This is a genomic window from Thiogranum longum, from assembly GCF_004339085.1.
Taxonomy (GTDB): domain Bacteria; phylum Pseudomonadota; class Gammaproteobacteria; order DSM-19610; family DSM-19610; genus Thiogranum; species Thiogranum longum.
Genome location: NZ_SMFX01000001.1, coordinates 1,028,581 through 1,043,027 on the forward strand (window position 1 = coordinate 1,028,581; position 14,447 = coordinate 1,043,027).

The 14,447-nt window shown below is 55.1% G+C and carries 14 protein-coding genes; 9 read left to right on the forward strand and 5 right to left on the reverse strand.

Features of this window, described 5'->3' with window-relative positions; translation table 11 throughout:
* Positions 1–59: 59 nt before the first annotated feature.
* The 7 genes from DFR30_RS05185 to DFR30_RS05215 all read left to right on the forward strand — a co-directional run bounded on the left by DFR30_RS05185 (position 60) and on the right by DFR30_RS05215 (position 9,891).
* Positions 60–2,276, forward strand: a complete 2,217-nt coding sequence (locus DFR30_RS05185; RefSeq protein WP_132971649.1) for an ABC transporter substrate-binding protein — start codon at positions 60–62, stop codon at positions 2,274–2,276.
* A complete protein-coding gene (locus tag DFR30_RS05190) occupies positions 2,273–3,250 on the forward strand; it encodes an ABC transporter permease (protein WP_132971650.1) in 978 nt (325 codons plus the stop codon). The genes DFR30_RS05185 and DFR30_RS05190 overlap by 4 nt, the downstream gene beginning before the upstream one ends.
* Positions 3,247–4,653: an ABC transporter permease gene (locus tag DFR30_RS05195; RefSeq protein ID WP_132971651.1), complete on the forward strand. Its 1,407-nt coding sequence runs from the start codon at positions 3,247–3,249 to the stop codon at positions 4,651–4,653. Before DFR30_RS05190 ends, DFR30_RS05195 begins: the two co-directional genes overlap by 4 nt.
* Positions 4,654–4,656: 3 nt before the next feature.
* On the forward strand, positions 4,657–6,684 hold the full coding sequence (locus DFR30_RS05200) for an ABC transporter ATP-binding protein (RefSeq protein ID WP_132971652.1): 2,028 nt from the start codon (positions 4,657–4,659) through the stop codon (positions 6,682–6,684).
* Between the two features lie 392 nt (positions 6,685–7,076).
* A complete protein-coding gene (locus DFR30_RS05205) occupies positions 7,077–7,544 on the forward strand; it encodes a DUF2846 domain-containing protein (protein WP_132971653.1) in 468 nt (155 codons plus the stop codon).
* Positions 7,545–7,883: 339 nt separating this feature from the next.
* Positions 7,884–8,372, forward strand: a complete 489-nt coding sequence (locus DFR30_RS05210) for a hypothetical protein (protein ID WP_132971654.1) — start codon at positions 7,884–7,886, stop codon at positions 8,370–8,372.
* Positions 8,373–8,709: 337 nt separating this feature from the next.
* On the forward strand, positions 8,710–9,891 hold the full coding sequence (locus DFR30_RS05215) for a pyridoxal-phosphate-dependent aminotransferase family protein (RefSeq protein ID WP_132971655.1): 1,182 nt from the start codon (positions 8,710–8,712) through the stop codon (positions 9,889–9,891).
* Positions 9,892–9,978: 87 nt separating this feature from the next.
* Here the strand turns inward: DFR30_RS05215 and DFR30_RS05220 are convergent, their stop codons facing one another.
* From DFR30_RS05220 to DFR30_RS05240, 5 genes are read right to left on the reverse strand one after another with little or no spacing between them, the layout of a single operon-like run.
* Positions 9,979–10,968, reverse strand: coding sequence for a peptidylprolyl isomerase (locus DFR30_RS05220; RefSeq protein ID WP_132971656.1), 990 nt, complete (start codon positions 10,966–10,968; stop codon positions 9,979–9,981).
* Positions 10,969–10,994: 26 nt separating this feature from the next.
* Positions 10,995–11,270: a BolA family protein gene (locus DFR30_RS05225; protein ID WP_132971657.1), complete on the reverse strand. Its 276-nt coding sequence runs from the start codon at positions 11,268–11,270 to the stop codon at positions 10,995–10,997.
* Entirely contained in the window at positions 11,271–11,570 is a 300-nt protein-coding gene (locus DFR30_RS05230; RefSeq protein ID WP_132971658.1) for a YciI family protein, read from the reverse strand.
* Positions 11,570–12,118, reverse strand: a complete 549-nt coding sequence (locus DFR30_RS05235; RefSeq protein WP_132971659.1) for a septation protein A — start codon at positions 12,116–12,118, stop codon at positions 11,570–11,572. Before DFR30_RS05235 ends, DFR30_RS05230 begins: the two co-directional genes overlap by 1 nt.
* Positions 12,119–12,160: 42 nt before the next feature.
* Positions 12,161–12,904: a hypothetical protein gene (locus tag DFR30_RS05240; RefSeq protein ID WP_132971660.1), complete on the reverse strand. Its 744-nt coding sequence runs from the start codon at positions 12,902–12,904 to the stop codon at positions 12,161–12,163.
* Between the two features lie 77 nt (positions 12,905–12,981).
* Between DFR30_RS05240 and DFR30_RS05245 the strand changes: the two genes are divergently transcribed.
* Both DFR30_RS05245 and DFR30_RS05250 read left to right on the forward strand, forming a co-directional pair.
* Entirely contained in the window at positions 12,982–13,830 is an 849-nt protein-coding gene (locus tag DFR30_RS05245) for a PHP domain-containing protein (protein ID WP_132971661.1), read from the forward strand.
* Positions 13,827–14,447 (forward strand): L-threonylcarbamoyladenylate synthase, encoded by a 621-nt coding sequence (locus DFR30_RS05250; RefSeq protein ID WP_132971662.1) that lies wholly within the window; start codon positions 13,827–13,829, stop codon positions 14,445–14,447. The genes DFR30_RS05245 and DFR30_RS05250 overlap by 4 nt, the downstream gene beginning before the upstream one ends.

Below are 14,447 nucleotides of genomic sequence, written 5' to 3' on the forward strand. Positions count from 1 at the left end.
AAACCGTGGCGACGGGAAGTCCTGTGAAAGCCCGCCTGCGCACCCTATAATGCGGGCTCATGCATGCGCTACACACGCGGTTCGACAGGCTGGACGGATTTCTCAGGGGGCTGGGATGGTTCCTCGTCAGTATTGCCGTTACAGCCTGCGGTGATCAGCCGTGGAACAGCCCCTATCCGCCCGATCAGGCGGGCAAGAATATTCTCTATTCCTCGTTCAGCGCGCGGCCCAAACACCTGGACCCGGCACAGTCGTACAGCTCAAACGAAGTGGTGTTTACCGGCCAGATCTACGAACCGCCCCTGCAATATCATTTCCTGAAGCGACCTTACCAGCTGGAACCGCTGACTGTTTCGCAGATGCCTGAACCCTATTATCTGGATGAGCAGGGCAATCGTCTGTCCGACGATGCAGCGGATACCTCTATCGCCTACAGCGTCTACGATATCGAGATCAAGCCAGGTATCCGTTACCAGCCACATCCCGCCTTTGCGAAACATGCCAGTGGGGCCTTTGTTTATCACGATCTCGATATCACAGACAGTGATGACTTCAGTGCGCTTGCGGATTTCCCCCTGACCGGCAGCCGCGAACTGGTGGCGGCCGATTATGTTTACGAGATCAAGCGGCTTGCACATCCACACCTGCATTCACCGATTTTCGGCTTAATGGCGGACTACATTGTCGGCCTTGAAGAATATGCCGTAACGTTGCAAAAGGCTGTTGATGAAGGTGAAAAATCAGCCAATGCAGCGTTAACACTGAAGCTGGATGATTACCCGCTGAAAGGCGCAACAGTACTCGACCGCTACCGTTATCGCATTACGGTGCGTGGCAAATACCCCCAGTTTCGTTATTGGCTGGCCATGCCGTTTTTTGCACCGGTACCCTGGGAGGCTGATGTGTTCTATAACCAGCCGGGTATGAAGGAACGCAACATCACACTGGACTGGTACCCGGTCGGCACCGGGCCTTACATGCTCACGGTAAATGATCCAAACCGACAGATGGTGATGGAACGCAACCCGAATTTTCGTGGTGAGGTTTACCCGGACAGTGGTGAGCCCGCTGATATGAAGGCGGGTTTTCTTGAGGATGCCGGTCGCAACGTCCCGTTTATAGACCAGGTTATTTACAGCCTGGAAAAAGAAGCTATCCCGACATGGAACAAGTTCCTGCAGGGCTATTACGATGCGTCCGGTGTGAGTTCGGACAGTTTCGACCAGGCCATTCAGGTGGGTGGCGGTGGTTCTATCTCACTGACACCGGAGCTCCAGGCCAAGGGTATCCACCTGAATACGGCCGTTTCAACCTCGATCTATTACACGGGTTTCAACATGGTTGACCCGGTTGTGGGGGGTAACAGTGAGCGTGCACGCCTGCTGCGCCATGCCATTGCCATTGCCATGGACTACGAAGAATACATCTCTATCTTTGCCAACGGGCGTGGTATTCCCGCACAGAGTCCCTTGCCGCCGGGTATTTTCGGTTTTCGTGAAGGCAAGGAAGGCGTAAACCCCTGGGTATATGACTGGACACCGCAAGGCCCGAAGCGTAAATCCATCGAAGCAGCGCGACGCCTGCTCGCGGAAGCCGGTTACCCGGATGGCCGCGATGTGAAAACCGGCAAGCCGCTGGTGCTGTACCTCGATGCCACCGGTGGCGGGCCGGATGACTCTGCACGCCAGAACTGGATCCGTAAACAGTTCAACAAGCTGGACATACAGCTACAGATTCGTAACACCGACTACAATCGTTTTCAGGACAAGATGCTCAAGGGCACGGCACAGATTTTCCAGTGGGGCTGGAATGCCGATTACCCGGACCCGGAAAATTTCCTGTTCCTGCTCTATGGCAAAAATGCCAAGTTCAAAAAGAACGGTGAGAATGCGGCCAACTACAGTAATCCGGAATATGATCGCCTGTTCGACAAAATGAAAAACATGCCCAATGGCCCGGCGCGCCAGGCCATTATTGATCGCATGGTCGACATCCTGCGCCGCGACGCGCCGTGGGTATTTGGCTTCCATCCCAAGCAGTTTGTGCTGTACCACGACTGGTACTTCAACGCCAAGCCCAACCTGATGGCCAATAATACGCTTAAATACAAGCGTATCGACCCCGTAGTGCGCGAGCAAAAGCGGCGTGAGTGGAATAAGCCGATTGTCTGGCCGCTGGGCCTGATGGGTTTGTTACTGGTGTTGATGGTGATTCCGGCTGTGATCGGTTACAGGCGCCACGAAAACCGGCGCATGCTGGCGGAGACAGACAGATGATCGCCTATATCATTCGTCGTCTGTTGTATGCCATCCCGATTCTCATCGGCGTTAACCTGATTACCTTTGTATTGTTCTTTGTGGTCAACAGTCCCGACGATGTGGCGCGTATGCATCTCGGAATGAAACATGTCACAGCGGAAGCGGTGGAAAAATGGAAGGCCGAACATGGCTATGATCAACCCCTGCTGTATAACAGGGATGCGCAGGGCGCTGAGAAGCTGACGGACACCATTTTCTTCGACAAGTCAGCCAGGTTGTTTGCCTTTGATTTCGGTTCATCCGATGCAGGGCGTAACATCGGTGATGACATCAGCAAGCGCATGTGGCCAAGCCTTGCCATTGCTATCCCGACATTACTGCTGGGTCTGCTGGTACATATCAGCTTTGCCATGCTGCTGGCATTTTTCCGTGGTACCTACCTGGACCTGTCAGGCGTAGTGCTGACGGTTGTACTGATGTCGATTTCGGGCCTGTTTTACATCATTGCCGGCCAGTACCTGTTCAGCAAGGTTCTGCATCTTGTTCCAATCTCGGGTTACGAACCGGGCTGGCAGGCATGGCGCTTTGTGTTGTTGCCAGTGCTGATAGGCGTGTTTTCCGGCCTGGGCTCCAGTGGCCGCTGGTACCGGACTATCTTTCTGGAAGAGATCGGTCGCGACTACGTGCGCACTGCGCGGGCCAAGGGGTTACCGGAACTTAGACTGCTGTTCACTCATGTGCTGAAGAATGCCATGGTGCCGATTCTTACCGGCGTGGTCGTGATATTGCCCTTGTTGTTTATGGGCAGCCTTATCATGGAGTCTTTTTTCGGTATTCCGGGACTGGGCAGCTACACCATCGAGGCTATCCAGAAACAGGATTTTGCCATCGTGCGTGCCATGGTGTTCCTGGGTTCGGTGCTGTACATCATCGGCCTGCTGCTCACCGACCTGTCCTACACGCTGGTTGACCCGAGGATACGCCTGTCATGATCAAGCCGGTAATCCTGTGGACCGACGCGCTGGTGTTCCTGCTGGTGGTGATAGTCGTTGCTTTCGCGCTTTATGCGCGACGCCATGAACACTTGCGGGCGCCGTGGCGGGAAGTCGTCAAGGGACGTATCGCCATTGCCTCCCTGGTGGTGCTGGCGTTCTACACGTTGACCGGTCTGCTCGATTCCATGCATTACCGCAAGGCACTGCCCGTACAGAATGGCCAGGTCGAAATGCAATACGCCGGTGAAGTCGTCAGTGTTCTGGATGACCTGCTCGGTGGGGTCGGGACCCAGGTGGAGAAAACCTATTCCGCCCCGTTTGCGACAACACTATATACACGTGAAACTGTGGTCGATGAGAAGGGTGTATCACGGCGGATTTTCCCCCGCCTGAAATACGGGGGAGCGCACCTCGAAAATCCTGAACGGGATCGGGCGGCTGACATTGCCCGTCGATCCCTGAAATCTGCCGGACAGGCTGTCCTGGTGATGCTGGGGCTGACTGTAGTGCTGTCACTGTTGCTTGCCCGGCACTGGACGTGTTCCGCCAGGGAAGCCGTGCAACGTATCCTGCGCGGCAAGACAGAGGTTCCGTGGCGCACAGGACTGTTCACCCTGTTCCTGTTTGCCCTGCTTGCCGCGCTGATTGTAAACCTTGCCAGTGCCTGGCATGTCCTGGGTACCGACAAAGTGGGCAAGGATGTACTCTACCAGACCATCAAGAGCATCCGTACTGGCCTGGTCATCGGTACGCTTACCACACTGGTGATGCTGCCGTTTGCCGTGTTCCTCGGCATGATGGCCGGCTATTTCCGTGGCTGGGTCGATGACGTGATCCAGTATCTGTATACCACGCTGAACTCTATCCCCGGCGTGTTGCTGATTGCCGCCTCCGTGCTGATGATGCAGGTGTACATGGACACGCACCCGGAACTGTTTGAAACCATGGCCGAGCGTGCCGACCTGCGCCTGCTGTTCCTGTGTCTGATCCTGGGCATCACCAGCTGGACCGGGTTGTGCCGTTTGCTGCGAGGGGAAACACTCAAGCTGCGCGAACTCGATTATGTGCAGGCAGCGAATGCCTTTGGCGTACCGCGGTTGGTCATCATGGTCCGTCACCTGCTGCCGAACCTGATGCACCTGGTGCTCATTGCCGTGGTCATTGATTTCAGCGGCCTGGTGCTGGCCGAAGCGGTATTGTCCTACGTTGGTGTCGGTGTCGATCCGACCACCATGAGCTGGGGTAATATGATCAACCGTGCGCGGCTGGAAATGGCGCGTGAACCCATGGTGTGGTGGTCATTACTGGCCGCGTTCACGTTTATGTTTACCCTGGTGCTGGCAGCCAACCTGTTTTCCGACGCGGTGCGCGATGCCTTTGACCCAAGAATGCGGCGATAACCCATGACCCGGACACTCCTCGAAGTCAAAGACCTGAAAGTCCGCCTCGGCAGCGGCGACAATGCCGTGCGCCCGGTGGATGGCATAAGTTTCAGCATAGCGCGCGGCGAAACATTTGCCCTGCTGGGAGAGTCCGGTTGTGGGAAATCCATGACCGCACTGTCACTGTTACGCCTGTTACCGCAACCCGCCGGCGAGATTACTGCAGGCTCGGTAAAGCTCGACGGCGAAGAACTGCTGGCATTGCCGGAATCCGGTATGCGCCGTATACGTGGTGCGCGCATAGCCATGATCTTCCAGGAACCGCAGACCTCCCTCAACCCGGTCATGACCATCGGTGAACAAATCAGTGAAAGCCTGGCCTTGCACAAGGGGCTGGAAGGCGACGCAGCGCGACAGGAAGTGATTCGACTGCTCGATGCCGTCGGCATACCTGATGCCGCACGGCGCCATGATGAGTACCCGCACCAGCTGTCCGGGGGTATGAAACAGCGGGTGATGATTGCCATGGCACTGGCCGGTGACCCGGACCTGCTGATTGCCGACGAACCGACAACGGCGCTGGATGTCACCATCCAGGCACAGGTGCTGGAACTGATTGCAGCGTTACAACGTGAACGTGGTATGGCCGTGCTGCTGATTACACACGACCTTGGCGTGGTCGCCGGCATGGCGGATCACGTTGCAGTGATGTATGCCGGACAGATCATCGAACAGGCCCCCCGTGATGCCTTCTACAGTGACCCGCATCACCCCTACAGTCAGCGGTTATTTGCAGCGTTACCCGATAGCAGCAAGCGCGAGCAGCGGCTGACGGTGATACCCGGTACCGTGCCGCCGCTCAACCAGGTTTTCCATGCCTGCCGCTTCGCCGAGCGTTGTGACCGTGCCTGGGACGTTTGCAGGCAGGTTGCCCCTGACTGGTTTGACGAGGGAAGTGACCGTGGTATGCGTTGCCACCTTGCCGACCCGACACGCAGTGTGCCGGAATCCGCCACTTCCCGGCCGGATAACGTAGTGGAGAAGGTTGCAGCAACGGCTGTGGGTGCAGGTGACGAGCTGCTGGAAACCCGCGACCTGCAAGTGTACTTCCCGATCCAGAAAGGTCTGTTTCGCCGTACCGTGGGCTACGTGCGCGCAGTCGATGGGGTCAGCCTGTCAATTCCCCGTGGTAAAACGGTTGCACTGGTTGGTGAATCCGGGTGCGGCAAGACAACCGCCGGCAAAGGTATCCTGCAATTGCTGAAACCGACCGGTGGATCGGTCTGTTTCGAGGGCACCGACCTGACAGTATTGCGGGGGGAAGCCTTGCGCAAACGCCGCTCGGAGTTCCAGATTATTTTCCAGGATCCGTTTTCATCCATGAATCCGCGTATGAATATCGGCGACATCATCGAAGAGGGTATGATCGCGCAGGGTATCGGTGGTGATGCAACACAACGCCGCCGTCGTACCGACAAGTTGCTCGACCAGGTCGGTCTTCGCCCTGAACACCGTAGTCGCTATCCCCACCAGTTCTCCGGTGGTCAACGCCAACGTATATGCATAGCCCGTGCGCTTGCCGTCGATCCAAAACTGATTGTCTGTGATGAACCGACCAGTGCGCTGGATGTTTCAGTGCAGGCGCAGATCCTGAACCTGCTGAAAGACCTGCAAAGTGAGCTGGGGTTTTCCTACCTGTTCATTACCCATGACCTCTCGGTTGTATCCTACCTCGCCGACCGTGTGGCGGTGATGTACCTTGGGCGTATTGTGGAAGAGGGCAGCGTCAGTGATGTACTGGACAATGCGCAGCATCCGTACACGCAGGCCCTGCTGTCTGCAGTGCCGACGCTGGACAAGGATACGCAGCGCGAGATCATTCGACTGGAAGGCGACTTGCCCTCACCGGCGAATCCACCTGCCGGTTGCCATTTCCACCCCCGTTGCCCGCAGGCCTTCGATGCCTGCCGTGAGTCATATCCGCCGGTGGTGCAGTTAAGTGAAGGGCATACGGCGCGTTGCCATTTACTGGTTGGTCCGGAGGAATAACACCAGCCCGCGACTTGTCCGCTACCATATCCGTCGATTCGTCTTTCATTGACAAGTAAATTCTAATTAGTCTTGAATCGACCCGAAATTGCCGTTCACGTTATTCTATCCGATCGTTCGGATGTATGGTATTTCGTCATTCCGGCGCATGCCGGAATGACGGGAATGCTAGACGACGGGTTCTGGCCGAAAGCAGACTTTACTAAGACCACTGTGGTAGTCAAAATGGGTGACAGGTCAATTGGGTCACAGATTGTGAAACTGAAACTTTAAATATCGTGGATTTTAAGCGACTCTCATACTTAAAACGTATCGTGCCTATTAATTAATCGTGATACTTAGATCTGATATATATCATTTATCTTACTGTTGATAGGTAATGGAGATTCAAAATGCGGCTAATTATTTTAATATCATTAGCACTTTTAGCCTCTTGTGCTGCGACTGGTCCAGCTTTCACTGAAAAGCCAGCGCATCGAAGTGACATGGTAAAAGTATATATTTTCAGGACCCATAGTCGAGCTGAAGCACGAAGTGCATCGATCGAGATAGACGGCGATAAGATTGGCAATCTTCGTGAACGCGGATATTTAGAGTCCGAGATAGCTCCTGGCAAACATGCCATCGAATCAAAATGGTGGTTTGATGCTGGTGTATCGAATTCACAATTTGTAGGCGACTTCGTCGCGGGTAAAGAATATTTTCTCAGGTTGTACGTAGACTTTCTGGGGTATAACACAGTAGCAACAGGTATGGCATCTATGCCTGTAGCGGTATCAGGAAGATTTGCAACGGGTATAATTCTATTAGATAAAGAGCATGCACTACCACTTATAAGAGATACCAGGTTATCAAAGTGAGAGTTAGTATTTGTGTGGCATATGCGCCAATCCAGAGCTGGAAATACTACATGGCAGTGAGCGTTCGCATTAATGTGTTCAATATCCACTCTTTGGATCTGATGGCTAAGTGAATTGTCAACAGTTTGTGTCTCACGCCTGAGAACCGGATGAAATAGTTGCCAAAACAGGTCGAGTGCCAGGAATTCATTCGAGCTGATGTAATTACAACAAATTTATGCGGTTAACTCACTATATGTTGCAGCCAGAATTAGGGGTTGGGCGTGAGGCGGGTAGCGTCTAAAAATGTATAACGAGACACGGGGTCTCGTTAATACCACTATTATGAGTCGTAGCCAAATGGAAGGAAGAGTTATAACACTTGGATGGGTAACAATAATTCTAGCAATCTGGGGTGTTGCTTGGGCTACGGTGTGGAGTGTATTTAGTCATTCAGCTAAGCAGAGGCGAATTCACATTGAGAAACAAGGTATGTGGATTATCTTTTGGTTTTCCCTTAGTGCCGTAGCGATTGCATTATTTGCCTTTGCACTTGAGGAGGCAGGAGCGGAAAAACAATCGGTTGTAATAATTCCTTCTGGTATCGCTGGCTGTATTCTATTAGTTATCGCTATATGGACGCTAATTAATCCACACCCAGATCGCATCAAGGGGATTTACTGGCCTGCTGTGATGGCCACGTTAGCTGTAGGCATATCTTTGCTAATACTCCCGGCGCTCCTTAAAGATGCATGGTTATTATGGTTTGCATTATTCTGGTTACTACTTGTGAGTGCAATACAGGTTTTTGTTCATCTTAAGCGGTTGCTTGGTAATGAAAACTCATAACTAGGCGGCCAAGGTGGACGGCTTCGCCGCCACTTGCCTTGATCGTTGAATGTCCGCTTTCGCTGAATATTTATATTCCTGAAAGTCTTCTTCTGGCCGAAGCAGGACTGACAATCGCCCATAAATATGGATTACGGTGTGCGCCAGAATTACGGGATCCATTGTGTTCAGTTACCCTCTATATCGTACTGAACAAGTCCCGGGGCAATTCAAACCACCTGCGCCAGGGGAGATTGCCGCGCTAATTGTAGGGAAAACACCGCCTCAACCTTGCTGCGCCGGTCTTGACGCATGTTAGACTGCGCGACTTAAAGTTTACGGGACAGGAAAAATAACCATGAGTCACCAGTCATTTCACCCGCCGCTACGCACCCTGATGGGCCCCGGTCCATCCGACGTTAACCCGCGCGTTCTCGAAGCCATGTCACGCCCGACCATCGGCCACCTTGACCCGATGTTCGTTGCCCTGATGGATGATATGAAGGTATTGCTGCGCTACGCCTTCCAGACCGATTACGATCTGGCCATGCCGGTGTCAGCACCGGGGTCGGCCGGGATGGAAACCTGTTTCGTGAATCTCGTCGAACCGGGTGACACGGTGCTGGTGTGCCAGAACGGTGTGTTCGGTGGTCGTATGAAAGAAAACGTCGAACGCTGTGGCGCGACCGCTGTGATGGTGGAAGATGAGTGGGGCAAGCCGGTCGACCCGAACAAGGTCGAGGAAGCGCTGAAAGCGAACCCGGATATCCGCCTTGTTGCCTTTGTTCACGCCGAGACATCGACGGGTGCAATTTCCGATGCGAAAACACTGGCCGAAATCGCTCATCGCCATGACTGCCTGATTATTGCCGACTGTGTCACCTCGCTGGGCGGTTCACCGTTGAAAGTATCAGAGTGGGGCCTGGACGCGGTGTATTCCGGTACACAGAAGTGCCTGTCGTGTACGCCGGGCCTGTCGCCTGTGACGTTCAGTCCTGCGGCCATCGAGCGTATCCAGAATCGCAAAAGCAAGGTGCAGAGCTGGTTTATGGATCTGAACCTGGTACTGGGTTACTGGGGCGGTGGTGCGAAACGTGCCTATCATCACACGGCGCCGATCAACGCGCTGTACGGTTTGCATGAATCGCTCGTCATTCTGGAAGAAGAAGGTATCGAGAATGCCTGCCAGCGTCACCAGCATAATCATAGTGCGCTGCGTGCCGGTATCGAGGCGATGGGGTTGTCATTTGTTGTTGACGAGGCATGTCGCCTGCCGCAACTGAACTCGGTCACGATTCCGGATGGTGTGGATGAGGCTGCTGTCCGGTCGCGCCTGCTGAATGAATATAACCTGGAGATCGGCGCCGGTCTCGGCCCGCTGGCTGGCAAGATCTGGCGTATCGGTCTGATGGGTTTTGCAAGTAACCAGACGAATGTTCTGTTATGCCTGGGCGCGCTTGATGCTGTGCTGACCGACATGAAGGCACCAATCAAGTCCGGTGTGGCTGTCGAGGCAGCAATGAAGGTGTTTGCTTCCTGAGACATTTCCGAACCGGTGGGCCATTATTCCGGGCAATAAAAAGCCCGCCTCCTTATTAACGGGAGGCGGGCTTTTTTTGTTTCAGGCTTACGGAGTGGAGCCGTTGCCAGTTGCGGCAGGTGCGTCTTCGCCTGCTGTGGTGCTGTCAGCAGAAGCGTCCTGACCTCCTTCCTCACTGGCCTGCTCGTCTGCAGCCGGGGCTACCGGTAACGGCGTGGGGGCAGGCGCCGGGGCAACGGCAATTTCCACGATCTCAATATCAGCCTTTCCGCGCAGACTCTGAATGTAATCCTGCACACGCTGGTTTCGTACCATCATTTCCAACTGGGGTTTCACCTGCTCGAAGGGCGGAGGTGAAGGCTGCCGCGAGTCTTCAAGCAGAATGATGTGCCAGCCAAACTGGGTTTTGACCGGTTCCTTTGTATAGGAGCCTTTTTCCATACCGACAACCGCGTCGCTGAATGGCTTGACCATCGACTTGGGCGCGAACCAGCCAAGGTCGCCACCGCTCTTGCCGGACGGGCCGGTGGAATTTTTCTTTGCCAGTTCGGCAAAGTCTGCACCCTTGTCAAGTTCGCCGATCAGCTTTTCTGCTGTCTCCTTGTCTTTGACCAGGATATGACGCGCCTTGTATTCATTACCGGTCTGAACCTTTTCATCGTACAGCGCTTTCAGTTCTTCGTCGGTGATCGGGTTCTTCGCCAGCTGTTGCTGGAAAGCGGCAGAAGCGACTACAGCACGACGCTGCAAATCGATTTGAGCCTGAACTTCAGGCGATTTGTCGACGCCCTGTGCCAGGCCGTCCTGGCGGACCAGTTCGAGGCTGATGATTTCCTCGAGCACCGCTTTCTTGTCGGTCGGGCTGCCCGGTGAGCGGCGCTGACGCTGTTCCATATACAGGTTTACGGTGTTTTCGGTGATTGGCGTGCCGTTCACCGTGGCCAGAACCTTGCTGTCATCGGTGGCGACGGCGGGTGTCGTGGCAGCCTTTTCAGTGGTGCTGTCATCAGCAGGTTTCTGACAGGCTGTCAGTGTGCCGGCAAGCGCCAGCGCAAGTGTCAGGTAGCGAAGTTTCATGGTTTCTTCCTTGTCGTGGTTTTGTTTCAGGATGAGGTTTCAGACGGCGTTGACGCCTTGATACTCAGGGCGTGGATTTCTGTATGCATAATATCATCGACAGCGTCATAGACGAGACGGTGACGCTGTATCAGGGATTTTCCTTCAAAACTATCCGAGATAATTTCGACATCAAAGTGACCGGCGCCGCCGGCACTGGCGTGGCCGACGTGCTTGTGACTTTCGTCCTGGATGTTCAGTTGCTGCGGTGCAAAGGTTTTTTCCAGTCGCTCGCGAATCATGCTGATACGTTCAGTTGTCATTCAGGGGAGAACCTTCTTAAAGGGTTTGACGTCGATACGTTCGTAAACGCCGGCGCTGACATAAGGGTCGACATCGGCCCACTGGCGCGCTTCTTCAAGTGAGTCGAATTCAGCGACCACCAGGCTGCCGGTAAAACCGGCTGCGCCCGGGTCTTCACTGTCGATGGCCGGGTGCGGGCCGGCGAGAATCAGGCGGCCCTGGTTTTGTAATGCCTCAAGGCGTTCCACGTGAGAGGGCCGTGCCGACAGGCGTTTGTCCAGCGTGCCGGGCCTGTCCTGGCTGATAAAGGCATACAGCATCAGGACTCTTCCCCGGATTCTTCCTCGATCATGTAACGCCCAAGGTAAAAGCCCTGGCCGACAACAAAGGCGAAGGTAATGCCGAGCATGCCAAACAGCTTGAAGTTGACCCAGGTTTCTTCCGAAAAGGTGTAGGCGACATACAGGTTCAGCAGCCCGATACTGATGAAAAAGCTGATCCACATCCAGCTGAGGCGGAGCCATACAGGGTGCGGTGCCTGGATGGCGTGGCTCATCATACGTTCGACGATGGGTTTCTCGCCAATCCAGTGGCTGCCGAGGAAGGCGGCGGCAAAAAGCCAGTTAACAACACTGGGCTTCCATTTAATAAATACCGGGTCACGCAGGAACAGGGTCAGGCCACCAAAGAACAGCAGTAACCCGAAGGTGATGAGGTGCATTTTTTCAAAGCGGCGGTGGCGTATCCAGAACACCAGCGTCTGTATGGCGGCGGCACCGATAGCGACAGCTGTTGCCGTGTAGATATCCCCCAGCTTGTAGGCGATGAAAAACAGCAGAATGGGGAAAAAATCGTAAAGAAACTTCATTGTGACTTTCGTACTCTCATGTTCTGGCAAATATCCGTGCTGTCAGTGCAGCGTACGGTCGATGCTCCATTTGCGGTAGTAGCGATCCATGACTTCGCGGACATGGGGCGGGTAGTTTAGCAAGTCCATCTGCTCCATGCCTTCTGAAAAGAACTTTGGCGCGTCCTGGGGCAGGTGGCTGATCAGCGCCTGGAAGGCCGTGTCCATGGCATCAGTCTGGTGTGTCCGTGTTGCAACAATGGCCCGGTTCATCTGCAATACCCGCCATGGCCGCCCCGGGTTGTCTTTTTCCAGGTCCTCGCGGATGAAATCTGCCGTAGCATCGATGACTTCACCCATGGTCTGGTACAGGGTCAACAATTCATCCGGGGCACACATGGTGTTGGCCTGTTGCGCAAGCGCGTCGACAACAGGTTCCAGTAGCTGTATTTCGCCACCGTGCCGGCCAATCCAGCGTGCCATGCTGATGGTATGCGTCTGCAAATCCTGATGAACCTCGGGAAGCCCGAGCCGGGTGGCCCAGCCCAGTGTTTCTTCAAACAAACCCAGTGCGTACTCGCCGAGTTCAGTGACAGCATCTGCGGCGGGTTGGTTCCCGCTGCGGGCATCATATTCGGTGCGCCGCATGGCATCGAACAGCTGATTGAAGGTCTCGACCAGTACGGGCGGACTGGCGGGTTCCTCCGCAGGTGCGGAAGGCTGCAGGTCATAGCTGTCGAGCAACTCGGAAAGACAGGTGGACAGGCCTTCACGCAGGTTGGCTAGTGTCGGATCGGGTAATGACATGGGGCATTATCATACCGGATTGGCGGTATTCACGCAGGGGGAAGCGCCAGGGGCGGCGCTCCGGTACAATAGGCCGGATGGACATTTGCTACGATTTACACAGCCATTCAACGGCTTCTGACGGTACCCTGACCCCGGCCGGGCTGCTGGAGAGGGCCCGTGCGGCCGGCGTGGATGTATTGGCGCTGACCGATCACGATACGTTGGCCGGTCTTGCTGAAGCGCAAGTGGCTGCAGATGCGGCTGGCTTATCCCTTATACCTGGCGTGGAAATATCCGTCAGTTGGCAGCACATGACCATCCACGTGCTGGGTTTGAATGTCAGCCCCGCTTACCGGCCATTAATCGACGGGCTGGTCGGATTGCAGGACTACCGGGTATGGCGCGCCGAAGAGATTGCCCGCAAGCTAGAGAAGAGCGGTATCGCCGGTGCCCTGAAGGGTGCGCAAAACCACTGCAAGGGTGGCATTCTCAGTCGTACCCACTTTGCGCATTTCCTGGTCGAGGCGGGTCGTGCCGCTTCTGTGAGTGACGTTTTCAGGCACTACCTGGTGCGCGGCAAGCCGGGCTTTGTAGGTGGACAGTGGGCATCGATGGAAGATGCATTGCGCTGGATTACCGAGGCCGGTGGTCTGCCGGTCATCGCTCACCCGGCGCGCTACGGTCTTACACGCACCAAACTTAACCGGCTGGTCAGTGAATTCCAGGAAGCCGGCGGAGCGGGTATCGAAGTCGTATCCGGCAGTCATTCGCGGGATGAGACGCTTCACATGGCGGCAGTGGCAAGGACACATGGCCTGCTCGCTTCCTGTGGCTCCGATTATCACGGCCCGGAAAAACCCTGGGTGGAGCTTGGGCGATTGCGTGAACTGCCGGACGGCTGCACGCCGATCTGGCAGGCGGATAGCTGGCCGGTCACCGCATGAGTCAGTTATTCGAGATACACCCGGACAATCCGCAGCCACGATTGATCCGGCAGGCTGCACAGATTATCAGCGAGGGCGGAGTCGTCGCTGTGCCGACGGATTCCTGTTATGCACTGGTATGCCACCTTGATGACAAGATGGCGGTGGAGCGTATACAGCGCATCCGGCACCTCGACAAAAAACATAATTTCACCCTGTTGTGCCGAGACCTGTCGGAGATCGCCAACTACGCGCGCGTCAGTAATTATGCGTACCGTTTTCTCAAGTCACATACCCCGGGCCCCTACACCTTTATCCTGCGTGCTACCGCGGTCGTGCCGAACCGTTTGCAGCATAAAAAGCGCAAGACGATCGGTATCCGCGTGCCGGCCCACAATGTCGTGACGGATCTGCTGGGCGAGCTTGGACAGCCGGTGATGAGCGTGACACTGATTTTACCCGGCAGTGACTTTCCCGAAACCGATGCCGAAGATATCCGCGAAAAACTCGAACACCAGCTTGATCTGGTGATCGATGGCGGGCATTGTGGCATCGAACCAACAACGGTAGTCGACCTGACCGGCGATGTACCCGAAGTGACCCGCCACGGTAAAGGGCCGGTCGAGGAATTTGCCTGA